Genomic DNA, 23,296 nt, shown 5'->3' with positions numbered 1-23,296 from the left:
GTTGTGCATATTGCATTTTCCGGACGAGGTCAGGCATGTAATACTCTTGTCCTCGTTCCTTTGCTCTCTGCACCTTTCGTGCATGCTTTGTTTTCTGTCTGTTCTTCATGTAGTCGATGTAGTCATCGAGGGTGTAGCCGTACTGCGCGTTGCTTGTCGGAGCTGCATCCTGTGCCTGGGACGGGAATTCAGTACCCTGACTCCGGAAAATGACATGAAATTTCAATTCATTCATCCGCAGCGGAACGTTTACGCTTTTGCGGAAGGGGACAGCTTGGTCGATTTCGCAGAACGCAACGGTATGGACATTCATGGTCATGCGCTGGTCTGGAGCGAGGCGAATCCCCGTTGGCTCACACAGGGCAACTACAGCGCTTCCGAGCTCCAGGCCATCATGGAGGAGCACGTGAAGACAGTGGTCGGACGGCACAAGGGCAGAATTAAGGAGTGGGATGTTATAAACGAGCCGCTCAAGGAAGAGAATTTTAACGTCAACCTCGGCTTGCGGGATTCGATCTGGTTCAAGGCAATGGGCGAGAAGTTTCTGGACATCGCGCTGCGCGCCGCTCACGAGGCCGACCCGGATGCCAAGCTGTACATCAATGAAAATGGCTGCGAGGCGGAGGACGACAAAGCGGACGCGCTGTATAAGCTCGTCCAGCGGCTCCAGTCGCGCGGAGTGCCTCTGCACGGCATCGGCTTTCAGCTTCACGAAGATATCGGCAAAGACGGCAACGAGACGCACGATCCCGTATCGGTTAACGAGTTCAAGCGCACGGCCAAACGGTTTACCGATCTTGGTCTGGAGGTGCGGGTATCGGAGCTGGACGTAAACATGCATGGCAAGGTCACGGACACGCTGCGCAAAAAGCAGGCGGAGTATTTCAAATCGATCCTGGCGCCAACCAAAGCGAATAACCGGTTTACGTCCTACGCCATGTGGGGATTTACCGACCGCTATTCGTCGCTCCAGCCTGCGGACGAATACAACGAATTCGGCAACGGACTCATCTACGACGAGCATTATGCGCCGAAGCTCCCGTACTATAAAATAAGAGATGCGCTGCAAAGCCCTTAAGCACGGGCTTTGGCGTCGCTTGTCTTACAACGAAAACGCTCCGTAATTTCCCGGGGCGTTTTTTTGCGAGTAGACGCAGGCCGGATGCCGAAGAAGCTGGGCCCTGCGGCAGAATGCCGGATCAGGAAGAGGGCTTCGCGTGCCTCGTTTTGTGCAAGATGATTGCGAGCGTACCCATCGAAATTATAGCGCCGACGAGTCCCATCAACATATCTTTTTGGGTATCGAACACATCGCCCTGCAGCCCGAGATAGTCGGCTCCGGCTTGTCCGGCCACGGAAGCGGCCCCCATTTCCACGATTTCGAACAACGCGCTGAACCCGAGCATCGACATGACCAGAATCCCGTAAGACCAGAAATTGCGCAGACCTGCGGCCCGGATAAGCAACTCCCGGAGGCAGTAGGCAAGACACAGGCCGAACAAGAAGTGAACGACCCGGTCGAGGTAGCTTCTTTGGAGATGAAACGAAGCTTTCAGCCACTGGTCGACCGGCGTATTCTGATACGTATAGTGAGCCGCGAAGACATGGACGCAGAGGAATAGAAAGATCAGCAAATAAGATAGATTCGAGAAGCGGAATGCTTTGTACGTAAACAGCAGGGTGAAAAAGGCCGCGACCACAAGCACGTTTTCCATCAGCCATTGAATCCGGTCGGTCGGCGAGATCGCCATGACGATCCAAAATACAACAAAAACCGCGAGCAGCAGCTGCAGGATGATGTTGCGGGAAAAAGGTAGTTCCGGGTCCATCAACCAGTTGGTTCCCGTTCCACCGCGAACTGCGGATTGTCGAGCCATCGTAGCTTCTCCTTTCGGTTTTTCATGGTGACCGGCTGTTTCCAGCCGGTTCGGACGACGTTCGTAGTATTGGCAAAATAGTCAATGTCATACCTTAATGGGTTTTCTTCTTCGGCAATTCTGGAAGGGCTGACGCTTACCACCTGAACAAGCCGCCTGCTTTGGGCCACCGGTATGGCTCCACATAGCGGATTATTGTCTCGAAGACGGCAGCCCACTGTCGCTCGTTCAAGGCGCCGACCGGTACGCTTCGGTCCACCCGCAGCAGCTTGACGAGATGCTTCAACTGGGCCGGGGTAAACCAAGGCCCGAGCGCCGCGTGTAACGGAGCGCCGGGCACCCGGAGCGCTTGCGTGACGAGCCCCATGAAGCGGGCGTGGTCGCTCGGCCGCACGAGCGGCTCATTTTTGCGGCGTACGGTCAAGATCGCGCAATGCACCCGGGGCGGGGGCGAGAAGCGATCAGGCGATACCGGCTCGGCGAGCTTCAGATCGAACTGCATGCGCCATCCCAGAATTCGCGCCTGCGTGACCGGATCGGCCGTAAAGCGGCGGGCCGCCCCGAACTCGACGATCAGCACGCCATGCCGGAACGGGACGGCGGGATGATCCATCAGCCTGCCGAGCACTGCCGTCGTGATGGCAAAAGGGATGTTGGCTACGACGCCAAAAGGCTTGCGGGGGAGCGGCATTTCTAAGAAGTCGGTCTCGACGAGCCGAATGCCTTCCGTTTCTCCGATCTTGCCGCGGAGCTTTTCGGCGATACGGGAATCGTTCTCGATGGCGAGCACCTGCCAGCCTTCTTGGGCGAGCGGAAGCGTCAACGCGCCGGCTCCCGCCCCGATATCCAGCACAAGCGGCTGGGGCGAGAGTCGGGCAAGCTCGATCATGCGGCGGACAAGCGATTTATCGCGGATCAGGTGTTGGCCTGAAAAGTTGGGAAGGGCAGGACGCCCCGCTTGACGGGACGGACGTTTGTTTTTGGACATCACAAAAAATGCACCTCATTCATTCGTTTTTGGGGAATGAAAAAGGTACAGCACAAATAAACCCGGGCGAAAAGCTGTTTTTAGCCGGGAATACGTGTTCTGTACCTCACATTACCGCAAACGCATGAATTGGATACACATTTGGATGCACATGAAAGAAAATACCTCGGAATTTGTTAGAGTAAAAGGTTCGCGAGCCTTTTTTAAAGTATAGCATGGCAGAAAAAGGAATACCACGGATTTTTATGCGACGAGGGGGGACTACAACCGGGCACTACGTGTGCCTTGCTTGTTACTGCCCGATTCGTTTATGATTAAGCTATATGATTTGGTTGTGAAGCACACACCGTCCATCTCCGGTAATGGAGATCGGGCGGTTTTTTATTTTTGGAGGTGAACCTGAGGAAGGACATTCCAAGACGCTTACGAAGCTTTTTTGCAAGCACATATGCTCTCGTCAACGGGCGAGAGGCAGCGGCGGTTGAAGGAGGGGCACGGGCATATGGAGAAACTGTTTTTGCAGGAAGTGTGGTGGCCGGCTGTCGGACATTTTGAGCACTTGCATCCGGAGTTTGAGGTCCATGACTTCAAGGATGGAACCCGTTACTTGGATTTTGCTTATCTGCGCCCGCCGTTCAAGGTGTGCTTCGAAATCGACGGCTACGGTCCGCATAGCCGGGATGCGAGCCGCTGGCAATTTGCCGACCGGCTTGTCAGGCAGAATCATTTGGTGATCGACGATTGGAAAGTGATTCGTTTTGCTTACGACGATATTAAAGAGAAGCCGAGGCGCTGCCAACAAATGATCCAGCAACTGATGGGCAGGTGGTTCGGGGACGAGAACGTACCGGTCGCGTTGACACTGAAGGAGAAAGAAATTGTGCGCTTACTTGTTCATAAACAGCGGCGGGTGACCCCTGCTGAAGTGAGTCAACACTTAGGCGTAAGCGTGCGGTACGCGCGGGAGCTGTTGCAGAGCCTCCTAAAGCGCCAGGTGCTGGTGCCGGCTTCGGGCACCTTGCGCGTTCGGGCTTACCTGCTAAATCCGAATGGGAAACCGGTGTTTTTGTAGCGGGGGTGGGTGTCCTGGAGATGATGGACAAATGAAGTACTTTGAGATGCGCTATTTGTTTCTTTTGACCGATCGCCAAAATGTAGCGGAACTGAGGTGCTTTATACGTGTCGAAAAATGTGAATGTGATGAGGACGAAGGCTGTTAGAGGAAGTGTACTTCCTCTATTTTCTCAGACATCGTTGGTTTAGAGAGAATAAGTCACTTGAGTTCCGCTATTTTGTATGGCACCCTTTAGGCGCGCGCCGCCGTTCTCATATTGGACTATCGTGCCCCCGGCGCTCCGTACTTTAGGGCCCGCCGCCCGCCGTTCGTGGCATGAGAGGCTTATTGCGTCCCCCAACCGCTGCCTACGCCTGCGGTGTGGCTTCGCTCACGCCGACTCCCGCTTCGCCGCGCATCCGCTGTTTGAACTCCTTCGGCGAGCAGTGATTATGCCGTTTGAACAGCTTGTAGAACTGAGCCATATTGGGGATGCCGACCTCGAAGCCGACCTCGACGATGCTCAGATCGCGAGTCAGCAGCAGGCGCTCGGCTTTTTTCACGCGCTTGTAGTTGACGTAATCGACGAAGGAGAGGCCCATGACCTTCTTGAAGTACTTGATGAAATAATGGTAGCTCAGGTTCAGCAGCCCGCACATGTCCTCCACGGCGATTTTCTCGTTCAGGTGCCGGTCGACGTAATCGAGCGCCGGGCGGAGCCGGGTCAGCTCGGTTTCCTCTGCGCCGCCGAGCACGCCCTCCGTGTCGCTTCGCATGAGCAGAAGCATCAGCCGCTTGATCGCAGCGCTGATGGCCAGCTCGTAGCCGCGCATCCGGCTTTGGGACTCCTCGAAAATATCCATAATGAGCGCGTACGCTTCCCGCTGCGCTGCGTCATTGTCGCGGAAAATATAATTCAGCTTCCATAGCGGCTGCGTCAGCTCCGAAAAGCAGTTCAGGTAAGGCATCGTGCTTTGATCGAAATGCTGGGACAAATCGACCTGAAACACAATATAGCGAAGCATCCCCGGGTCGAGCTTGGCCGTCCGGTGCAGCTGCGAGGACCCCAGCAGGATCAGATCGCCGGGACCGATAACGGTGTACTCATGCTTCGTCTGGATGCCGAGCCGCCCCTCGATGATCGCAAGGAACTCCACTTCCTTGTGGTAGTGCCACTGCCACTTGTCCGAGAGGCCGTGGTAGGGCGAATCCCAGCAAATTTCCCATATTTTCAAGCACAGCAGCGGGTTCTGGTAAATAACCTCCTCCTCGCTGGCTGTTTCCATTGGCATATCGACGACGGTTTTCATCGGTTCGTTGGCACCTCGCTTCTATGTATACGATAGACGGCAAGCCATTTTTGAATAGATCGGTTTATAGTCTTTCTAGACACAATCCGCAATTCAGTATATCACGAAAACGGCGTCGATGGCAGTTTTGCATATAGACGAAACAGGATTGGGAATATCTTTTTGCAAAGGGAATCACTATACTGTAAGAAAAGCTTCAATTCTAACGTTGGAGGGACTCTTATGAGCCAAAAATTGCGCGTTACCGTATGGAACGAATTCCGTCATGAAAAAGAAAGCGAGATCGTGCGTTCCGTATATCCGAACGGTATTCACACGGCGATCGGCGAAGGGCTGGGCGCGAACTTCGAAGTAGCTTGCGCGACGCTGGACGAGCCGGAGCATGGATTGACCGAAGAGAGGCTGAACCATACCGACGTGCTGATCTGGTGGGGCCATAAAGCCCACGGAGACGTTCAGGATGATATCGTAGAGCGTGTGCATCAGCGTGTCCTGCAGGGCATGGGGCTGATCGTGCTGCATTCGGGGCATTTTTCGAAAATTTTCAAGAAGCTCATGGGCACCGGCTGTGACCTCAAATGGCGCGAAGCCAACGAGAAAGAGCGCATTTGGGTCGTATCCCCGGGCCACCCGATCGTCGAAGGGATCGGCGAATATATCGAGCTGCCGGCCGAGGAAATGTACGGTGAGCACTTCGACATCCCGCAGCCGGACGAGCTGATTATGGTCAGTTGGTTCGAGGGCGGCGAGGTATTCCGCAGCGGCTGCACGTTCCATCGCGGCCAAGGCAAAATCTTCTACTTCCGTCCGGGTCACGAAACGTACCCGACCTATTACAACGAGCAAGTGCGCCGCGTCATCCGTAACGCCGCCCAATGGGCCGCGCCGACGACGCGCGAGTACCCGAAATACGGCAACCACAAGCCGCTCGAAGCGATTAAAGGGAACGCGAACGCTTAACTCCCAAGCCATAAGACTAAAGCCCGACACGGCATGCGAAAGCATGAACCGCGTCGGGCTTTTCTTTTTGCCTATCTGTCCCGGCTGGCTTCCGGTGCTGCGTTCCGGCGCTGCTTCGTGCAGGACGGGGCGCTTGCAGAGCGGGGCGGTTTGTTCGATAATGGAAATGAAAAGCTTTTCGCTGCGTATTGGAGTGAATCGAATGATCGAGCCGCAGGAACAAATTGACCGCAAAGCCATCGTTGTATGGAGATGGAGCGGATTTATCAGTTCGGCGGTCTCCGCCCTGCTGGCTGCCGCGGTATTTTATCTCGCGCATCGTTTTCATTGGCCCGGGTGGATTCCCGTTGTGCTGATGGCAGGCGTACTGGCGGAAATCGTCCTGACGGTTCTTGTCATGCCTGAGCTGCGCTGGAAGCGGTGGCGTTACGAGGTGCGGGAAGACGAAATTATGCTGCAGCAAGGGGTTATGTTCGTCAAGCGGACGCTCATTCCGATGGTGCGCATCCAGCACGTCGATACGAATCAAGGTCCGCTGCTGCGGGCCTACGGGCTGTCCGGCATTACGTTCTCCACGGCGGCGGGCAGCCATCAGATTCCCGCGCTGACCAGCGAAACGGCAGAAGCGCTGCGCGTGCGGATTGCGGAGCTGGCGAAGGTGTCCCATGAAGACCTCTGAGGGAAGGCTCCACCCGTTTGCCGCCGTCCTGGTCTCGCTGCAGATCGTCAAAGGGCTCATCGTCCCGCTGCTCGTCATTCTCCTGTCCAAGCATTCGCGTTCCGGGTCGGGGTCTCCGCTCTATTTTCAGGTCGGTTGGGGCTTGGTCGCGCTGGCGGGTTCCATCGTATGGGGATTTTTATCCTGGCGCCGGTTCCGGTATGAAGTGTCGGATGAGCAGCTTAAGGTGACGCAGGGCGTATTCGTGCAAAAAAAGACGTTCATCTCGTTGGAACGTATCCAGTCCGTCGACCTGATGGAAGGAGTGCTTCACCGCTTGTTCGGGCTGGTCCGCGTCGAGGTGCAGACCGCCGGAGGCCAGAAGCCGGAGGCGGTGTTCCCGGCGCTCGCCCGCGAGGACGCCTTGCGGCTGCGGAGCATGCTGGAGCCGGGGAAAGCGCCTCAAGGGCAAGGGCAGCCCGGGGTCTTATCTTTATCTGCCGAGAGAGAGCCTCCCAAGCTCCGGTTGACCTACAAGCTTCCGGCCGGAAGCTTGTTCGTCGCCGCGCTGACCACGGGCGGATTCGGGGTGTCCGTTTCTTTGCTGGCGGCGGCCATGAGCAGGCTGGACGAGCTGTTTCCGGACGCTCAGGTGTACCGGTATTTGTGGAATGCGCTCGATGCGGCGATGATTCCTGTGTTTGCCCTGGGCATTTTGCTGGTGGCGTGGATGATTTCGACGATCGCGTCTGTCCTGAAGTTTGCAAACTTTACGATCACGCGAAAAGAAAACAAGCTGCTCCTGACCCGAGGCTTGCTGGAGCGCCGCCAAGTGACTGTTCCGCTCCGCCGGATTCAGGCGATTCGCATCGTGGAAGAGCCGCTGTGGCAGCTCTTCGGCTTTTCGGCGCTTTATGCGGAAACCGCCGGCTATGGCGCGCAAAAGGGGGAGAACGCGCATTTATTCCCGCTGCTCCGCAATCGCGAGATCGGCGAATTCGCGAAGCGAATGACGCCTCTGTTCGAGGTTCCGGCTTCGCTGAAGCATCATACGCTGCCGCGGCGGGCATTGTGGTGCTATGCGCTGCCCGCGCCGCTCGTGCTGGCGCTGGCTGCCGTGGCCGCCGGTTTGATCGCCCCGTGGGCTTATGCCGGACTGCTGCTGTGCCCGCTCGTCATGATCTGGCAAGGGTGGAGGTACCGGAGCGCGGGCTGGAGCCGGGAAGGCCGGATGCTCGTCCTGCGCTTCCGCCGGTTGGCGAAGACGACGGCAGTCATCCCGCTGCCGCGGGTACAGTCCGTCAGCGTGGAGATCGGGCCGCTGCAGCGCAAGCTCGGCTTGTCTACCTTGCGGATTGCCGTGGCGTCGGGCAGACGCGGCGCCTTTTTCCGCTTGGCGGGGGTGCCGGAGCAGGAGGCGCGGGAACTGGTCCGCTGGTATATGGACCGGAATAAGCGATAGCCGTTCGCGGACAGCTTTTTCCCGGAAATCGAATGGGTATCGTCACGATGAGAATGATTCGAAAAACGAACAAACAGGAGTGATTGTCAGAATGAGCAGGATTAGACCGAGCGTTCCCCAAGATATCGATGGGTTAGTTGAGCTTTGGCTGCAAGAATCCTTGACCGCCCATCCGTTTATCGATGCGGAGTATTGGCGGACGAATGCGGAAGAGATGAAGACGAAGTATTTGCCTAAGGCGGATACGGTTGTGATCGAGGAAGACGGGCGCGTCGCAGGGTTTGTTTCCATGGTGGACGATTACATGGCTGCCTTGTTTATCGACAGCAGGCATCAAAAGAAAGGGCTGGGCAAACAACTGCTCGCCCATGTAAAACAAGACCGGACCGCGATCCGGCTGCAGGTGTATCGCCAGAACGAGCAAGCCGTCCGCTTCTATGAGAAGCAAGGCTTTCGCATCGAAGAGGAAACGATCGACGAAGCGACATCGACGGAAGAGTACGGGATGGTATGGATGAGGAATCATGAATAGATGGCTATAACTCGGAAGAAGCTGACGGGGCAGCTTTGAGCCTGTTAAGAAAGTGGTCCGTTGTGAGAAGGGATTACGAAGGGGGGGGCCACTTCCGGTCGCTGTTGTCTGCGGGAAATCACGGATATAAAACTTGAAACTGGTTGACTGTTCCCTTCTCCATGGACCAAACCTTTGTCATTTGATTGGTTTTCGGGTCGTAAATGGCAATGTTACGAGCAGGAACTTTTCTGCGCCTCTCACCACTCAACACAGGGGCATTTTTCAAAATTCCAGAAAAATAGATGCGTTTTCCATCTGAAGCGTATTGGGCATGCTTGATTCTCCTAAAAGTATCGGTATCGCGAAAAACTTCTTCGTAGGAACCACTCTCCAAATTAAGCTTAAACACTAAGTTGAAAGAATTGGAATTGATCTGATCTGTTACTGTGAATAGCGCATGCTTTCCATCGGGGGAAAGCGAAATATCGAGAATATGCTTTTTTATGGTTCCGACCTCACGAAGTTTCCTGCCATCTTCAGAATAGAGAACAACGCGGTAGGTAACAGGCGGCAATGCAACTTGATTCCGATTTGCATGTTGAAGAAGAGCCGTTTCTTCGTCCAGGGAATGTTCCAGTGCGATAATCGTACGCGAAGCAGGAGAATAATCAAAGTAGTGAATTTCATTAGTAGAATCGTTTTCGTTCCAAACGTTTATTTTTTTTGAATCGACATTGTACACGGCTAGCTGGGCATTATCACGCTTCGCCTGCACAACGCGCATAAATACTTTGGTGTTATCCGCGCTGCTCCGCATGTAATCTACATTCCAAATTTTTTGGGGCTCCGTCAAAAGTTCCGGCATGTTTCGTGGATTGATCGGCATCGCGTATCCGAACAATTCAATATAGTCAGGAGAGCCGGCTCCGGTCTGATGAATCTTGCTCGTGTAAAGATTTTTTCCATCTCTGGATAATACCGCGGTTGGAAACACCGTATTTTTCCTTCGGAGAAGGGAATTTGTTTCTTGTGTTCTGTGATCAAAAAGAATAAAGTTTACATTGTCAGTAGCTTCTTTTATATCTGAAGCCACAATAAACAACTGGTCTGAAGGGAGCGGCTCTTCTGCAATTACCGCATGGCAACTAAACGCCATCGCCAATACCGCGATTAAAGGACACCAAAGGAAATATTTTTTCTTCACCATGTGACTAATCATGGAAATACGCTCCTTTTAACCATCCCTGTTCTCTGTTCACTCCGAGCACCTCCTCAAATACGTAAGGGCGAATGTCTAACACAACGCCTGTATGAAGTCGTCCGACATCTTTCTTTTTTAAGTAAACGACTTTTCCGTTTTCAAGATTTTTCAAGACGACAGTACTCCCGTAAGGGGGATCATCCATCTCCTGATTTGTAGCGCATGTAAAATTATCAAGGGGAAATCCGCGTTCGTTTTTAGAATAGCCGCCTATCCCATACATGGAAACGTTCCCCTCCATAACCTCGCCATCCTTCGATGCAGGTTGTACAATTCCTAAAGCGTGCGGCACCATTCTTCCAGGATTTTCCTCGCCGAAAGAAACTCCTTTCATGTAGGAAGGTCTTCCATCTACGCCATATTCGACAGTGACTCCTTTTTTACCGCGCGGCAAATATTTATCCTTTTTTTCAGGGGGACGAACGGCTTCAGGATCGCTAAGGGGTATGCCTTTTGCAATCACCTCGTATTTATTATCCGCCACATAATGAATTACGGTTCCCGGATCCATCTTTTCTGGAATTCGCTTAGGTTGCGCAAGTATCTTCGGAGTCCCAGCGAAAAAGTTTGTGGTAAACAGGAGTGCTATAAGCACGCAGTACCTGATTATTTTTATACCCATACAATATTTATCTCCTTTCAGAAATGTAAATTTATTTAAGTTTTTCCTATATAATTTCCCCACTTTGGGAAAATATTATGTATAAATCAACCTAAGACCTCGTCACAGGGTGAGATTCATGGGAGCATTTAGCCTTACTAGCGCGATACTTCAGGATTAACTTAATTATTCAAACGAACTCAAAAAAACAGAGCTTTGTCAACAGCCTGAAAGCTGCCGCGGGCAGCTTTTTTTCTTTGTCGGCTTGTGGTTGGATTAGGCTTTCTGTGTCGGATATAAGTCATCACAAAAATGTAATGAAAATATTTATTGTGTACTATTTGAATATATGTTATACAATATATATAGACGTTGCAAAACCAACAGCAAGCTTGGGAGGGGACCGGAATGACAGGAACGATTGGCGTAAGCGGGATGGGAAGAATCGGCAGACTGCTGGTTCGCCGCGCTTTTGATACGGATGAGAACGGGATGGGCCTGCAAGCGATTAACTCACTATACCCAGCGGGCACGATCGCCCATTTGCTTAAATATGACACCATACATGGAACTTGGAAAGCCGACATCCGCGAGGAAGGAAACGATCTGGTCATTAACGGTCGACGTGTCCGCATCGTGTTTGAGCGCGACCCAGCGGCTATTCCGTGGAAAGCCCTCGGCGTGGATCTGGCCATCGACGCGACAGGCAAGTTCAACGACCGGGAAGGCGCTACGCGGCACCTGACGGCGGGCGCGAGCAAGGTGCTGATTACGGCGCCGGGCAAGCGCATGGACTTGACGGTCGTCATGGGCGTCAACGATAACCGCTACAATGCCAAGGAGCATACGCTGCTGTCCGCCGCGTCCTGCACGACGAACTGCGTCGCTCCCGTGCTGCATGTGCTGGATCAGGCGTTTCAGGTGAAGAACGGCTGGATGACAACCGTTCATTCGTACACGAACGACCAGAAGCACATGGACAATCCGCATTCCGATTTGCGCCGCGCGCGCGCCTGCACGCAGTCGATCATTCCGACGAGCACGGGCGTAGGCAAAGCGCTCATCGACGTGCTGCCGCATCTTGCGCCGCACGTGAACGGCATCTCGGTCCGCGTCCCGACGCCGGACGTCTCGCTGGTCGACCTCACCGTACAGGTGAAGCGGCCGGTTCAGTTGGAGGAAGTACAGTCGGCGTTCCGTCAAGCAGCGGAAGGCCCGATGGCCCGCTATATGGGCTACAGCAACGAGCCGCTCGTCTCTTCGGATTTTATCGGCTGCGATCAATCGGCGGTCATTGACGGCCAGTCGTTGATGGTGGCTGAGGATCAGATCAAAGTGCTGGCTTGGTACGATAACGAATGGGCGTATGCGAGCCGGGTAATGGATTTGGCGAAAATTGTTTCTGAAACCATGAAAAAGGAGAGCGATGAAGCGTGGAAAGAAGCCGTCGTGTAATGGAGAAGGAAATGCACCTCGGAACGATTCTGTGCAAGCATTGCCATCAAGTCATCGGTACGCAGGATACGCGGAAGGTTACAGTCTATTACAGCGAATGCAGTCATGAGCACTGCTTGGACGGCCGGGGACGCTCCCTGGTGGCGGACGGGTCCGCCGTCGCCTCAGCCGGACCGCACACCGTCTTCGAAGCTTAACGCGCCTGTTCGATATAAACAGCCAGATCTTAGATCAGCATGAGAAAAAAGCCGGACCGGTCCTGCGACGAGCTTACAGCGTCGCGGGAGCCAGTCGGCTTTTTGCGGTTCGGGATCATGCTTTGACACGCTGGACTAAGGCTTACCAGCCGCGGGTATACGGCTTGGGCGGCGTGAGCTCCGCACGCAATTGCTTGGCGGCGGTGCGGGCCCAGAACGGATCGCGCAGCAGCTCGCGGCCGATGAAGATCAGGTCGGCACGGCCGTTCTGCAAAATCTCCTCCGCCTGCTCGGCCTGCGTAATTAAGCCGACGGCTCCGGTCGGCACGTCCGCGCTGCGGCGGATCAGCTCTGCAAACGGAACCTGGTAGCCCGGATATACCTTCGGCGGACCACCGACGACAGCGCCGGAGCTGACGTCGATCAAGTCGACGCCTTGCGCTTTCATCAAGCGAGCGTAGTAGACATAATCTTCCGGCGTGAGGCCTTCCGGATGGTAATCGTGCGCGGAGATGCGGACAAGCAGCGGTCCGTCCCACACGGTTTTGACGCTGTCGATGACCTCGCGCAGGAAGCGGTAGCGGCCGTCGCGGTCTCCGCCGTATTCGTCTGTGCGGAGGTTCGTCAGCGGCGACAGAAACTCGTTGATCAGGTAGCCGTGCGCGGCATGGATCTCGACGACGTCGAAGCCCGCTTCCTTCGCCCGAGCGGCGGCAGCCTTGAACGCTTCGATGGTCTCGGCGATCTGCTGCGCAGTCATCGCTTCCGGCGTTTTCGACTTGTCGTCGAACGGAATGGCCGATGGCGCCACAATGGGCCCGTCCAGCACGGCCTTGCGCCCGGCATGGGCCAACTGAATGCCGATATGGGAGCCTTGCCCGTGTACGAGCCCGGTCAGCTCGCGCAGGCCCGGCACCTGATCGTCGCTCCAAATGCCGAGGTCATAAGGCGAGATGCGCCCCTGAGGCGTGACGGCTGAGGCTTCTACGATGATGAGTCCGACTTGGCCCACGGCGCGGGCCGGATAATGGATTTTGTGCCAGTCCGTGACGCGGCCCGATTCATCGTGGCAGGAGTACATACACATCGGCGACATGACAATCCGGTTTTTGAGCGTCAGCTTTTGCAGCGGGTAAGAAGTGAACAGCATGCGTTTTCCACATCCTTTGCGATTTTATCTATACTATGGTTAGCAGGTTACATGATGTATACTACTTATGTTAGTTTAGCAGTAATTTGGCCGGATGGCAAAGGTTTGTGCGCAAGCTTCAGGCAAGGTATGGCGTCGAGCTGCAAAGCATACGCGTACCCGGTGCGGAATTGCGGCGCAGCGTCGGTACAAGCCAAAAACCGGCTGCACCCAAACCGTATTCATACGGCAAGCACAGCCGGTTTTGCTTGTTTTTCGAGCTCTTGCTGCCAGCGGGCGACGGGGCCGGGCGGCTATTTGTTCGACCGTTTGCGGCCTTGCGCCGTTCCCCGTCTCCTGCGCCGTCTCCTGCCCGATCTGTTGCCCCCGCTCTTGGAGGCGGCCGAATCTTTTTTGCCAAAGGAATTGAACAGTAGCTTTATCATCGGGGCGAATTGCTGAACGCTCTGCACCATCTTTTGCATTTTGCTGAAGGTTTCGACGATGCCTTCCACACCGCCGAGCTTGTCGATGACGGCTTTGACCTGCTCGACGTTAAAGCCGCCCCCGGCCCCTGCTGTGCCCGTTGCGCCGCCGCCTCCGAACATGGAGGAGAGAAGACCTCCGCCTTCCTGCCCGGCCGCCGGATGCAAGGCCAGCGGGTTGCCGCCGAATTCTCCGAAATCTCCGTAAGGATTGCCCGCGCCCATACCTGCAGCCGGCGTAAGACTGCGCGTAAATACTTGCTGCTGGCCCGGAGCGTACACCTGGGGTGTTGCATGCGGATGCGCGTACGTGACGGCACGCGGATAGGGTGTCATGCTTCGGTTGCCAATCATTCGTCTTGGATAGCTCATCGTTTCACAACCCTTTTATTCATAGTAATGTCGCAAAGTTCATCTTGTCGCACTTTCCTCTATAGGCGGTTTCCTAGTATACTGTATGTGGTGGGCGAATGGTTGGATTGGACTCCTGTCACGGTTTTAATGATTTTTGCCCAGTTTCGGTTTAGCCCACTACCGCATAAAAATAGCAACGTTTTGCTAACTTAAAGGGAGGATTTCACTCCCAGATGTCGAAATTAAGTTATGGACTTTGGAATTCATCGATCTTAGCAGACCATCAAGGGGTTGAAAATTCGTAATGCAGCTGAAAAAGTTGAATGATAAAGCGATCGACCAATTATTCGAGGCGATCCTGACGCTCAAGGATATAGAGGAATGCTATGTGTTTTTTGACGACTTGTGCACGGTGAACGAAATCCAGTCGCTGTCGCAGCGGCTTGAGGTAGCCCGCATGCTGCGCAAGGGCAACACCTACAACCAGATTGAAGCGGAGACCGGCGCCAGCACGGCGACGATCTCGCGTGTCAAGCGCTGCTTGAACTACGGCAACGACGGCTACAAAATGACGCTGGAGCGCCTGGGAAGGTAAAACGAACGTTACCTCTTACCGCGTCCGGACTCGATTACAACGGAGCACTCGAACAAATCCTTCTCGCCGGGCCGGTGGAGTGGGATTTTTCGTGTTCGTACGGCTGAAAGCCATTGCTGCGGGACACGATCTTTTTCACCCGGGAGGGATACAGTGTGGTAAAATACGGTATATTAGTGATAAGTCACGGGTCCCGGAGCGAGTCGTGGGTCCGCCTGGTGGACGAGGCGGTCGGCGCTGTGCGGCTCCCTGCGGAAGTACCGGTCTTTTCCTCTTTTCTGGAAATTGTGGAAGGACGCCTGATCCAGGACGGCATCACGCATTTGGAGTCGCTCGGCGTGACGAATATCGTCGTCGTTCCGCTCTTTGTCTCGTCCGGCAGCACGCATATCGACGAGATCGCTTATGCGCTGGGCGTCAAGAAAGCGCCGCAGCTGCCGACGGACATGAAGCCGTTCGCCATCCGGGCGCGCATTCACTTGACGACGCCGATCGACGACGACCCGGTGATCGCCGAGATCGTCTATGCGAAAATCAAAGCGCTATCAACGGACCCGGGACGCGAAATGGTGCTGCTCGTCGGCCACGGAAGCATCGAGAACGGCTTCCATCAGCGCTGGCGGCGGGGACTGGAGCGGCTGGCGGAGCGCCTGAAGCGGCTCGGCGGCTTCGACGAAGCGGCTTCGGCGATGCTGCTGCCTAATCAGATTCCGGACCGGATGGAGTATTGGCGGAAGCGCAAGCCGGGGCATACGGTCATTGTGGCGCCGCTGTTCCTGAGCGAGGGGTATTTTACCGAAGAGGTCATCCCGGAGCGTTTGCAGGGGTACTCGTATCGATACAACGGAGAAGCGCTGCTGCCGCATCCCGGCATTTCCCGGTGGATTGAGCGGCAGATCAGGCCTTTTGTCGATCCGATGAAGGATGGAATGCGAACGCAGCTTTAGCAGTTTTTTGCGGTCAAACGACCTATGGTCAAAATTGCTTTCATACGATTTCTTATGCGAACGGGTGAGAAAAAGAATGGCTCAGCCAGTCAAACGGGCAAGGCTCATATACAATCCGTCCTCCGGCCGGGAGGAAATGAAGAAGCGGCTGCCGGACATATTGCAGCGGCTGGAACGCGGCGGGCTGGAGACGAGCACGCATGCGACGATTGGGGAAGGCGACGCGACGCTCGCGGCGGCGGAGGCGGTGGAACGGGGGTTCGACATCGTCATCGCGGCCGGAGGCGACGGCACGCTGTACGAGGTAATCAACGGCTTGGCGGAGAAGCCGAATCGGCCGCCGCTCGGGATCTTGCCGCTCGGGACGACGAACGATTTTGCCCGGGCGCTGAACATTCCGCGGAACTTGGAAGGCGCGGTGGACGTCATTCTGCGCCAGCACTCACGGGTGATCGACGTCGGGAAGGTGAACCAGCGCTACTTCATCAACATCGCCGGCGGCGGATCGCTGACCGAGCTGACCTATGAGGTGCCGAGCAAGCTGAAGACGATGATCGGCCAGATGGCCTACTATATGAAGGGGCTGGAGAAGCTGCCGCGGCTGCGCCCGATCGAGCTGTATATCAAGACGGCGGAGGTGGAGATGCACGAGGAAGTGATGCTCTTCCTCATCTCGAACAGCAACTCCGTCGGCGGCTTCGAGCGTCTGGCGCCGGACGCGTCGCTCAGCGACGGTCTGTTCGACGTGCTGATCCTGCGCAAATGCAACCTCGCGGAATTTATCCGCGTCGTCTCGCTGGCGCTGCGCGGCGAGCATTTGTCCGATCCGAACCTGATTTACCTTCAAACGAGGCAGATTCAAGTGACGTCCCCCGACTACGTGCAGGTGAACCTGGACGGGGAGCTGGGCGGCACGCTGCCGTGCATTTTCACGAACCTGCCGCAGCATCTGCACATCTTCATCGACGAGACGGGCCAGTCGACTTACAAGTCGCCTCCGATCAACATGATGAAGCTGCCATGGAAAACGAGACCCGGAGTGGACGAACATGAACAGGAATAATAAACGACGCCCGGGCGCGTCCGCTGCCGATCTCAGCGGCCTGCCCGTCGCGAAGAACGAAGAATATATCGCCGACATTGTCGGCTTGGGACATGACGGAGAAGGGGTAGGCCGTGTGAACGGCTTTACCCTTTTTATTCAGGGCGCCCTGCCCGGCGAAAAAGTACGGGCCAAGGTGCTCAAGGTGAAGAAGCAATACGGCTACGCCAAGCTGCTGGAGATTATCGAGGCGAGCCCGGACCGGATCGACGCGCCCTGTCCGATCTACAAGCAGTGCGGCGGCTGCCAGCTCCAGCACCTGAGCTACGACGCGCAGCTCCGCTGGAAGCGCCGGCTTGTCATTGACAATCTGGAGCGGATCGGGAAGCTGCGAGTGGCGGATGCTGGGGCAGAGCTGCGCGTTGGCGCGGAGGCTGTGGCGGGTGTAGGCGTGGGAGCCGGGAGCGGCGGCGCGAGGGATGCGGGTATCGTTGTGCATCCAACGCTCGGCATGAGTGACCCGTGGCGGTACCGCAACAAGGCGCAGGTGCCGATCGGCCTCGCCGCGGGCGAAGAGGGCGGTCTGATTGGCGGCTTCTACGCGCAGGGCAGCCACCGGATTATCGACATGGAGGCGTGCCTGATCCAGCACGAGAACAACGACGCCGTCGTCGCGGCAGTCAAACGGATCGCGGGCGAACTCGGCATCCGGCCGTACAACGAGGGTACGGGCAAAGGGCTGCTGCGCCACGTTATCGCCCGCTACGGCTTCAACACAGGCGAGATTATGGTCGTGCTCGTAACGAACGGCCGCGACATTCCTCGTAGGGACGAGTTGGTCGGGCTGATCCGCGAGGCGATCCCGGACGTGCGGAGCATTTGCCAGAACGTCAACCGGCAGCAGACGAACGTGATCTTCGGCGACGAGACGCGGGTGCTCTGGGGCAGCGAGGTCATCTACGATACGATCGGAGATGTCCGCTTCGCGATCTCGGCGCGCTCGTTCTATCAGGTCAACCCGGTTCAGACCGAGGTGCTGTACCGGAAGGCGTTGGACTACGCCGGGTTGAGCGGCGAAGAGACGGTGATCGATGCCTACTGCGGCATCGGCACGATCTCGCTTTTCCTCGCGCAGAAGGCCCGCGAGGTGTACGGCGTCGAGATCGTCCCGGAGGCGATCGAGGACGCGAAGCGCAACGCGCTGGTGAACGAGATCCGCAACGTGCGGTTCGAGGTCGGCGGCGCGGAGGTTGTCATCCCCGAGTGGAAGCGACAGGGCATCGCGCCTGACGTGATCGTCGTCGACCCGCCGCGCAAAGGCTGCGACGCCGCGCTGCTGGAAACGATCCTCGCGATGCGGCCAGAGCGCGTGGTGTACGTCTCATGCAACCCGTCGACGCTGGCGCGCGACCTTCGCGTGCTGGAGGATGGCGGGTACCGCACGGTGGAGGTGCAGCCGGTGGACATGTTTCCGCATACGGTGCATGTGGAGAGTGTGGTAAGGATGCATAGGAAAAGCTGAAATGATAATATTGAATGATTATCATAATAATGATAAAATAATGTCAAAAGAAGGAGGGGGATACCGTGCCGCAAATTAGGCCTGTATCTGATCTGCGAAACAATTTTGCAGAAATATCTAAAATTGTTCACGAAAGTAATGAGCCCGTATTTCTCACAAAAAACGGATATGGCGATATGGTTGTCATGAGTATTGAGCAATATGAGACTATTCAGAACAACAACGAGATTTTTATAAAGCTTAAAGAGGCTGAACTTGAAGCGAATAACTCTGACGTCCGTTATAGTCACTCTGAGGTGTTTAATAAGTTAAGAATGCGAAATCGCAAAGGGGAAGAAACATAAGGTGATATAAAACTGGGGGTGATTGCCTCCAGTTTTATGAAATTATTGATAAATATTTTTTGCCATGTTAAAATTGAAGGTATATTTATACATATTTTTTTAATCAAATTTAATTGGTATGGACATACCTAATGGAGAAGGGATGTATATGAGCGATAGGAATGCTGAACTGAACAAACTAATATGGGTCTGTCTTGATGAGTTAAGGGGAACATATACGACTGAACAGTCAGTTTGTATGTTATTGGTCGTTTCCTCCATTTATTATTTAAATGAACATGAACTAAGCCCCGAGCAGAAATTGCAATGGTTCCGGGTTAATCAAGAAAATTCAATCGTTGAGTTGTTAGATACTAGAATGAAACAATTGGAGAATGATAACAAAAAGTTGAAAGGTATTTTCACGGGTCTTGTCACTTCATTTCGTTATTTTTCCAATTCCGCTACTAACCGGGCCTTGAAAACAATAATAAATAATCTGGGCAGTTTTCAATTCAACAATCAAGATGAACTTCTACAACTTATTAATCTACTGGCGCTTAGATTTGGTGATGTAGGGACCCCTGAAGCAATAACCAATTTGACTCTCGATCTGGTCCGCCTTGAAAACATTCATTCATTTGCCGATTACTGTTCAGGGACTTCAAGTGTGTACCTTGAGGTATTTCGTCGTTTGAAAGCTATGGGAAAAGTAGACCTCACATCATATTATGGGGAAGAAATAAATGTATTGTCTTATTTGATTTCAAAATTATTAGTGCTCTTAAATCGAGTCCCAAATTTCAATATTGTTAATAAGGATGTTTTAGACCGTATAAGTAGAGATGAAGAGCAGAAAACTTTCGATTTCATTTTTTCAGATGTTCCTTTTGGAGTAACTTGGAACTATGAAAATGCTCTTAATGATCCCAGATATGAGCACGGTATTCCACCGAAATCTTCTGCCGATTGGGCATTTTATCAAAATGTTCTCTACCATTTGAATGATAACGGTAAAGCAATTGTTGTCGGGACAAAAGGAACGTTAGTTAGAGGCAGTGAAGTTAACATAAGACAATCAATCATTGACAAGGACTTAATTGAAGCGATCATAACATTACCAGAGAATCTCTACTCTAAAACCAATATCAGTACAGAACTGATCATTTTTAATAAAAGGAAACCGCAAAATAGGCTGGGCAAAGTATTGTTTATAGATGCTAGTGAATATTCATCCAGAATAAATAGAAATCAACATGCAATTACTGAGGAGGGCCTTTCGAAAATCAATCATGCTTATTGGAATGGAACTGAAGAAGATCGGTTTTGCAGACTTATTGACGTTGAAAAAATTAAATCTTACAACTACAGCCTCAATTCAAAAGAATATTTAGATTTTGATATTTTGAAGAATTCATTCGAGCATACAGTCAAGCTTGGTGAAATCGCAGAGGTCAGACGGGGCGTTCAATTATCAAAAGAAGAATACGAAGATCTTATGGTATCTGCAACACATTATTTTCTAAATATCAAAGATATAGAGAATGGGAGAATTACTTATGATGAAGAATCAAAAATAACCTATAAAAAGAAAGACTGGCTTGTGAAGTTTGCGATTCAACCGATGGATATTCTCATCACTTCTAAAGGTTCAATGATCAAATTTGCCATGGTCAAAAATCCATTTAACGAGGCATTTATTAGTGGGAATTTATCGATTATTCGAGTAAACCCTAAACAATATAACGCATATGTACTGTATGAGTTTTTGCAAAGTGAGGTGGGGCGCAGAATGATTGATGGTCTCCAAACGGGTACAACAATTAAATTGATTAACCCTTCCAGATTAGAGCAGCTTGAAATCCCGTTATATCCTATGGAATTCATGAATGAAGTGGGTGAGAAATTAAAGCAGAATAAACAAGAATACGAAGAAAAAATTAAGGAAACTGAAAACAAGTTTGTAATGCAAAAGAGAACATTACTTAAACAATTGGGGATTAATGACAAAGCTTAGAGGGGGCCCATATGGAGAAAAAGTACAATTTACGTTATCTTGCACTGGCAGAATCAGATTTGATAGATATTGTTAATTATATTAGTGAACAACTCTGCGCGCCACAAGCAGCAAATAATCTTGTTAATAAGTTCGAAAAGGCTATTTCCAGATTGGAGGATTTTCCGTATTCTGGACATCCCTATAGATGTACGGGTAAACTCGAAGATGAATATCGAATGCTTGCCGTTGAGAATTACCTCGTGTTCTATGTTGTGCTAGACAATATTGTAGAAATCCGACGCATTATTTATAGTAAACGCAATTATGAGAATATGTTTTTGTAATACTGACCGTATGTATGTGAACTAATGAAACAAAGAAGAGGAGGCCCACCAGTCCGCTTCGGGTCGTCATTTGTTTCCTTCAACTTTAATTTCCTGAGGGAGTTGAACTAAAAATGTAAGGAATTTCATACCTGCTTGTCGAATCAGTAATGAAACATGAACAGACAGGCAGGGAATGAAGATGGAAAATGCACAAAAATTAGAAGAAGTCAAGCAAGCGATGAAAAAAGCAAAAGATCGCCGCATGTACGAGCGTTATCAGGCGCTATATTTATATTTGCAAGGTACCCGGGCGGAAGCGATCGCGCCTATTTTAAACCGAAGCGTTCAAACGGTCAAAGGCTATATTCAAGTTTATCAAACAGGCGGTCTTTCCGCTCTGAAAATGAATCATTCACCAGGAGCACCTGTTCGCTTAACGAAAGAACAGCAGGAAAAACTAAAGCAGACCATTGTAAGTTCAGTTCCAAATGATGTGGGTTTTACGGCCCGCCACAACTGGACGTTGGAAATCATCGCGGCCTTTATTAAACGAGAATTTGGCTATATCTATTCGCTTCGTGGTGTTTCGAAAATGATGCATCGCCAAGGGTTAAGCTATACGAAACCCACGTATACCTTAGCGGCGGCGGATGAAGAAAAGCAGCGCCAGTTTTCGGAAGATACATTCCCGCATTTAAAAAAAGACTGATGAATGATGAAATCGATTATTTACTGTTTGAAGATGAGTCGATGATCCGTGACTACCAAGCCATTCAAAAAACATGGTTTCTGCGCGGCAAACAGCGGATCATACGAACCACTGGCAATCATCGCGTCATCAAACTGTTGGCAACGGTTGACTATGCCACTGGCGAGATTGTTTGGCAGGAAGATGAGCGTGCGCCACGAGGCGCAATACGTTGAGGCTTCTTACGAAGCGACAGGCTACCTCAACCCGGTCAGGCTAGGATGGCATGCGTCGGATACGAGCACATCCGGGGTGTGAAGCCCATCTAACAATGTACCCGTGAGGAAAATCCATCTTTCACAGGAATGCTTATATAGTATAATTGAATTAATTATATAATTTGATTATCCAACTAACTCAGGATAGGTGATGGTTGCAGATAAAACACAACACTGAACAAGTCGGTTGAACAACTCGCTCTTCACTTCTCGTCGGTTGAACCGATAGCAGAACTCATCCAGATAAGCTTGCAAATGCTTTGAGTCAAGACCGTGGAACGTACCGCCAATAAACGCTTTGGCGTTGGAAATGACCGTATGAAGCCACTTGAGGTGATCCGGGTTTTCAACAGGGTTAAACAATTTAGCTTCATGCTGGTAGCCTTGTTTGGTCAGAGCCTGGTAAGAGCGATACTTGTCGCTGGAAATTCGTGGAGCCGGCCTCGATATACTTCTGTGCGAAATCCACGAGCGCTCGCCCATGCCCTTTCTCACTTTATGTTGGATCGTCCATGCAGTCTGATAAGCAATACCGACTTCCTCCGATAGATTATAGATACGTTGCCGAAACGCCTCGCTTATCGTGAGCGATCAAAAAGACGGCCCAGAACCATTTCACGAGGTCGAAAATCGTACCTGCAATGACAGTGGTTTGATGGTGGCAACGAACGCATTCAAACAGCGGCAGCTTACGTGTCGTGATCTCGTAAGCCTTGTCATGCTGACACTTCGGACAACAGAAGCCTTCAGGCCACTTCATTTTCATGAGATGACGATGGCATGCTTCTTCCGTTTGGAACGCCTTTTGAAACTGGATGAGATTCATCGCTTCCTTCTTTGCCATCAAGATCACTCCCGAACATATGTTTGATTCTGGTATAAAAAACATACGTTCGTATTAATGGAGTTACCTGAGTTAACTGGAGAATCAAATTATATAATATAAGAGGGAATGTATATTATTGTATCAGGCCTGTTGATTAACCAAATTATGTAATCTAAACAACCCTCTGGGGGTTATGTGTCTGCACAATATATTGAATCTTTATAAGCCATTCAGCAGGCAGCAGATGAAGAGCGAATAAACGTGTAAATCGGACAAAGGAGAGTTCCACATGTCGAGATATGGATGCAGAAACGGAGTCAAACAGCCATTTCAGCAGAACGTACACCATCAATGCTGCAAATAACTGACCATAAACGGCGTTCTCTGTTGTCCCAAACAACGTAGGAATGTTTAAATGCTGCTTAATCCAACGAAAAAATACCTC

At 52.4% G+C, this 23,296-nt stretch carries 24 protein-coding genes and 2 pseudogenes; 17 read left to right on the top strand and 9 right to left on the bottom strand.

All coding sequences use genetic code 11. The features are described 5' to 3' along the window. Positions 1-82: 82 nt before the first annotated feature. Positions 83-1,078, top strand: a complete 996-nt coding sequence (locus tag BLO51_RS23275; protein WP_143006952.1) for an endo-1,4-beta-xylanase — start codon at positions 83-85, stop codon at positions 1,076-1,078. Between the two features lie 121 nt (positions 1,079-1,199). Here the strand turns inward: BLO51_RS23275 and BLO51_RS23270 are convergent, their stop codons facing one another. Both BLO51_RS23270 and erm read right to left on the bottom strand, forming a co-directional pair. Next, positions 1,200-1,877, bottom strand: a complete 678-nt coding sequence (locus tag BLO51_RS23270; RefSeq protein ID WP_090675649.1) for a DUF2238 domain-containing protein — start codon at positions 1,875-1,877, stop codon at positions 1,200-1,202. 136 nt (positions 1,878-2,013) lie between these two features. Beyond that, a complete protein-coding gene (erm, locus tag BLO51_RS23265) occupies positions 2,014-2,865 on the bottom strand; it encodes a 23S ribosomal RNA methyltransferase Erm (protein ID WP_090675647.1) in 852 nt (283 codons plus the stop codon). A 502-nt stretch (positions 2,866-3,367) separates the two neighbouring features. On the opposite strand from erm, the gene BLO51_RS23260 reads away from it, so the two are divergent. Next, on the top strand, positions 3,368-3,937 hold the full coding sequence (locus BLO51_RS23260; RefSeq protein ID WP_342672455.1) for a DNA-binding response regulator: 570 nt from the start codon (positions 3,368-3,370) through the stop codon (positions 3,935-3,937). A gap of 350 nt (positions 3,938-4,287) precedes the next feature. Here the strand turns inward: BLO51_RS23260 and BLO51_RS23255 are convergent, their stop codons facing one another. Next, positions 4,288-5,211, bottom strand: a complete 924-nt coding sequence (locus tag BLO51_RS23255) for a helix-turn-helix domain-containing protein (protein ID WP_245719785.1) — start codon at positions 5,209-5,211, stop codon at positions 4,288-4,290. Positions 5,212-5,451: 240 nt separating this feature from the next. Here BLO51_RS23255 and BLO51_RS23250 point away from each other — a divergent pair, with 240 nt between their 5' ends. The 4 genes from BLO51_RS23250 (at position 5,452) to BLO51_RS23235 (ending at position 8,841) form a co-directional block, all read left to right on the top strand. Then, positions 5,452-6,189 carry a ThuA domain-containing protein gene (locus BLO51_RS23250; protein WP_090675643.1) on the top strand — a complete coding sequence of 246 codons (738 nt, stop codon included), beginning with the start codon at positions 5,452-5,454 and terminating at the stop codon, positions 6,187-6,189. A gap of 202 nt (positions 6,190-6,391) precedes the next feature. Next, complete coding sequence (locus BLO51_RS23245; protein WP_090675692.1) at positions 6,392-6,868, top strand: PH domain-containing protein; 477 nt, start codon at positions 6,392-6,394, stop codon at positions 6,866-6,868. Next, entirely contained in the window at positions 6,855-8,309 is a 1,455-nt protein-coding gene (locus BLO51_RS23240) for a PH domain-containing protein (RefSeq protein WP_090675641.1), read from the top strand. Before BLO51_RS23245 ends, BLO51_RS23240 begins: the two co-directional genes overlap by 14 nt. Before the next feature lie 91 nt (positions 8,310-8,400). Next, positions 8,401-8,841: an N-acetyltransferase gene (locus tag BLO51_RS23235; RefSeq protein WP_090675639.1), complete on the top strand. Its 441-nt coding sequence runs from the start codon at positions 8,401-8,403 to the stop codon at positions 8,839-8,841. 118 nt (positions 8,842-8,959) lie between these two features. On the opposite strand, the gene BLO51_RS23230 is transcribed toward BLO51_RS23235, so the two are convergent. Then, positions 8,960-10,042, bottom strand: coding sequence for a TolB-like translocation protein (locus BLO51_RS23230; RefSeq protein WP_090675637.1), 1,083 nt, complete (start codon positions 10,040-10,042; stop codon positions 8,960-8,962). After that, the gene (locus BLO51_RS23225) at positions 10,035-10,706 is read right to left on the bottom strand and encodes an RlpA-like double-psi beta-barrel domain-containing protein (RefSeq protein WP_090675636.1); all 672 of its coding nucleotides are present in this window, start codon (positions 10,704-10,706) and stop codon (positions 10,035-10,037) included. The genes BLO51_RS23230 and BLO51_RS23225 overlap by 8 nt, the downstream gene beginning before the upstream one ends. Positions 10,707-11,093: 387 nt before the next feature. Between BLO51_RS23225 and gap the strand changes: the two genes are divergently transcribed. Both gap and BLO51_RS23215 read left to right on the top strand, forming a co-directional pair. After that, entirely contained in the window at positions 11,094-12,140 is a 1,047-nt protein-coding gene (gene gap / locus BLO51_RS23220) for a type I glyceraldehyde-3-phosphate dehydrogenase (RefSeq protein ID WP_090675634.1), read from the top strand. After that, a complete protein-coding gene (locus BLO51_RS23215) occupies positions 12,119-12,337 on the top strand; it encodes a GapA-binding peptide SR1P (RefSeq protein ID WP_143006951.1) in 219 nt (72 codons plus the stop codon). The genes gap and BLO51_RS23215 overlap by 22 nt, the downstream gene beginning before the upstream one ends. Positions 12,338-12,479: 142 nt before the next feature. Here BLO51_RS23215 and namA read toward each other — a convergent pair whose 3' ends face one another. Next, positions 12,480-13,487 (bottom strand): NADPH dehydrogenase NamA, encoded by a 1,008-nt coding sequence (namA, locus tag BLO51_RS23210; RefSeq protein WP_090675630.1) that lies wholly within the window; start codon positions 13,485-13,487, stop codon positions 12,480-12,482. Between the two features lie 293 nt (positions 13,488-13,780). Then, a complete protein-coding gene (locus BLO51_RS23205; RefSeq protein ID WP_143006950.1) occupies positions 13,781-14,323 on the bottom strand; it encodes a hypothetical protein in 543 nt (180 codons plus the stop codon). Between the two features lie 286 nt (positions 14,324-14,609). On the opposite strand from BLO51_RS23205, the gene BLO51_RS23200 reads away from it, so the two are divergent. The 9 genes from BLO51_RS23200 to BLO51_RS23160 all read left to right on the top strand — a co-directional run bounded on the left by BLO51_RS23200 (position 14,610) and on the right by BLO51_RS23160 (position 21,983). Further along, positions 14,610-14,900, top strand: coding sequence for a YerC/YecD family TrpR-related protein (locus tag BLO51_RS23200; protein WP_010494821.1), 291 nt, complete (start codon positions 14,610-14,612; stop codon positions 14,898-14,900). Positions 14,901-15,055: 155 nt separating this feature from the next. Then, the gene (locus tag BLO51_RS23195; protein ID WP_090675626.1) at positions 15,056-15,847 is read left to right on the top strand and encodes a sirohydrochlorin chelatase; all 792 of its coding nucleotides are present in this window, start codon (positions 15,056-15,058) and stop codon (positions 15,845-15,847) included. Between the two features lie 76 nt (positions 15,848-15,923). Next, on the top strand, positions 15,924-16,910 hold the full coding sequence (locus BLO51_RS23190) for a diacylglycerol kinase (protein WP_090675624.1): 987 nt from the start codon (positions 15,924-15,926) through the stop codon (positions 16,908-16,910). After that, the gene (gene rlmD, locus BLO51_RS23185; RefSeq protein WP_174551305.1) at positions 16,897-18,411 is read left to right on the top strand and encodes a 23S rRNA (uracil(1939)-C(5))-methyltransferase RlmD; all 1,515 of its coding nucleotides are present in this window, start codon (positions 16,897-16,899) and stop codon (positions 18,409-18,411) included. The genes BLO51_RS23190 and rlmD overlap by 14 nt, the downstream gene beginning before the upstream one ends. 65 nt (positions 18,412-18,476) lie before the next feature. Then, positions 18,477-18,755 carry a type II toxin-antitoxin system Phd/YefM family antitoxin gene (locus tag BLO51_RS23180; protein ID WP_090675622.1) on the top strand — a complete coding sequence of 93 codons (279 nt, stop codon included), beginning with the start codon at positions 18,477-18,479 and terminating at the stop codon, positions 18,753-18,755. Between the two features lie 148 nt (positions 18,756-18,903). Further along, positions 18,904-20,751 carry an N-6 DNA methylase gene (locus BLO51_RS23175; RefSeq protein WP_167670297.1) on the top strand — a complete coding sequence of 616 codons (1,848 nt, stop codon included), beginning with the start codon at positions 18,904-18,906 and terminating at the stop codon, positions 20,749-20,751. An 11-nt stretch (positions 20,752-20,762) separates the two neighbouring features. Then, a complete protein-coding gene (locus BLO51_RS23170; RefSeq protein ID WP_090675619.1) occupies positions 20,763-21,077 on the top strand; it encodes a type II toxin-antitoxin system RelE/ParE family toxin in 315 nt (104 codons plus the stop codon). 181 nt (positions 21,078-21,258) lie between these two features. After that, on the top strand, positions 21,259-21,768 hold the full coding sequence (locus tag BLO51_RS23165) for a helix-turn-helix domain-containing protein (protein WP_167670296.1): 510 nt from the start codon (positions 21,259-21,261) through the stop codon (positions 21,766-21,768). Further along, on the top strand, positions 21,768-21,983 hold the full coding sequence (locus BLO51_RS23160; protein ID WP_090675615.1) for a hypothetical protein: 216 nt from the start codon (positions 21,768-21,770) through the stop codon (positions 21,981-21,983). Before BLO51_RS23165 ends, BLO51_RS23160 begins: the two co-directional genes overlap by 1 nt. A gap of 168 nt (positions 21,984-22,151) precedes the next feature. On the opposite strand, the pseudogene BLO51_RS31280 reads toward BLO51_RS23160, so the two are convergent. Both BLO51_RS31280 and BLO51_RS23150 read right to left on the bottom strand, forming a co-directional pair. Further along, positions 22,152-22,869: pseudogene (locus BLO51_RS31280) on the bottom strand (IS1595 family transposase). A gap of 154 nt (positions 22,870-23,023) precedes the next feature. Beyond that, positions 23,024-23,296 (bottom strand): annotated as a pseudogene (locus tag BLO51_RS23150) (IS4 family transposase); the annotation flags it as partial.

The sequence above is a fragment of the Paenibacillus tianmuensis genome (genome assembly GCF_900100345.1).
GTDB classification, from domain to species: Bacteria; Bacillota; Bacilli; order Paenibacillales; family NBRC-103111; genus Paenibacillus_G; species Paenibacillus_G tianmuensis.
Note: the sequence above shows the minus strand (reverse complement) of the source record. Positions and strands in the feature narration are given on the sequence as shown.

What these genes read in the sequence shown, in the direction of transcription:
- BLO51_RS23270 (WP_090675649.1), bottom strand. Translation starts at nt 1,877, where the DNA reads ATGGCTCGACAATCCGCAGTTCGCGGTGGAACGGGAACCAACTGGTTG.
- BLO51_RS23255 (WP_245719785.1), bottom strand. Translation starts at nt 5,211, where the DNA reads ATGCCAATGGAAACAGCCAGCGAGGAGGAGGTTATTTACCAGAACCCG.
- BLO51_RS23250 (WP_090675643.1), top strand. Translation starts at nt 5,452, where the DNA reads ATGAGCCAAAAATTGCGCGTTACCGTATGGAACGAATTCCGTCATGAA.
- BLO51_RS23190 (WP_090675624.1), top strand. Translation starts at nt 15,924, where the DNA reads ATGGCTCAGCCAGTCAAACGGGCAAGGCTCATATACAATCCGTCCTCC.
- BLO51_RS23260 (WP_342672455.1), top strand. Translation starts at nt 3,368, where the DNA reads ATGGAGAAACTGTTTTTGCAGGAAGTGTGGTGGCCGGCTGTCGGACAT.
- rlmD (WP_174551305.1), top strand. Translation starts at nt 16,897, where the DNA reads ATGAACAGGAATAATAAACGACGCCCGGGCGCGTCCGCTGCCGATCTC.
- BLO51_RS23245 (WP_090675692.1), top strand. Translation starts at nt 6,392, where the DNA reads ATGATCGAGCCGCAGGAACAAATTGACCGCAAAGCCATCGTTGTATGG.
- BLO51_RS23275 (WP_143006952.1), top strand. Translation starts at nt 83, where the DNA reads ATGCTTTGTTTTCTGTCTGTTCTTCATGTAGTCGATGTAGTCATCGAG.
- BLO51_RS23160 (WP_090675615.1), top strand. Translation starts at nt 21,768, where the DNA reads ATGAATGATGAAATCGATTATTTACTGTTTGAAGATGAGTCGATGATC.
- BLO51_RS23240 (WP_090675641.1), top strand. Translation starts at nt 6,855, where the DNA reads ATGAAGACCTCTGAGGGAAGGCTCCACCCGTTTGCCGCCGTCCTGGTC.
- BLO51_RS23230 (WP_090675637.1), bottom strand. Translation starts at nt 10,042, where the DNA reads ATGATTAGTCACATGGTGAAGAAAAAATATTTCCTTTGGTGTCCTTTA.
- BLO51_RS23165 (WP_167670296.1), top strand. Translation starts at nt 21,259, where the DNA reads ATGGAAAATGCACAAAAATTAGAAGAAGTCAAGCAAGCGATGAAAAAA.
- BLO51_RS23205 (WP_143006950.1), bottom strand. Translation starts at nt 14,323, where the DNA reads ATGAGCTATCCAAGACGAATGATTGGCAACCGAAGCATGACACCCTAT.
- BLO51_RS23225 (WP_090675636.1), bottom strand. Translation starts at nt 10,706, where the DNA reads ATGGGTATAAAAATAATCAGGTACTGCGTGCTTATAGCACTCCTGTTT.
- BLO51_RS23235 (WP_090675639.1), top strand. Translation starts at nt 8,401, where the DNA reads ATGAGCAGGATTAGACCGAGCGTTCCCCAAGATATCGATGGGTTAGTT.
- erm (WP_090675647.1), bottom strand. Translation starts at nt 2,865, where the DNA reads ATGTCCAAAAACAAACGTCCGTCCCGTCAAGCGGGGCGTCCTGCCCTT.
- BLO51_RS23175 (WP_167670297.1), top strand. Translation starts at nt 18,904, where the DNA reads ATGAGCGATAGGAATGCTGAACTGAACAAACTAATATGGGTCTGTCTT.
- BLO51_RS23200 (WP_010494821.1), top strand. Translation starts at nt 14,610, where the DNA reads ATGCAGCTGAAAAAGTTGAATGATAAAGCGATCGACCAATTATTCGAG.
- BLO51_RS23170 (WP_090675619.1), top strand. Translation starts at nt 20,763, where the DNA reads ATGGAGAAAAAGTACAATTTACGTTATCTTGCACTGGCAGAATCAGAT.
- namA (WP_090675630.1), bottom strand. Translation starts at nt 13,487, where the DNA reads ATGCTGTTCACTTCTTACCCGCTGCAAAAGCTGACGCTCAAAAACCGG.
- gap (WP_090675634.1), top strand. Translation starts at nt 11,094, where the DNA reads ATGACAGGAACGATTGGCGTAAGCGGGATGGGAAGAATCGGCAGACTG.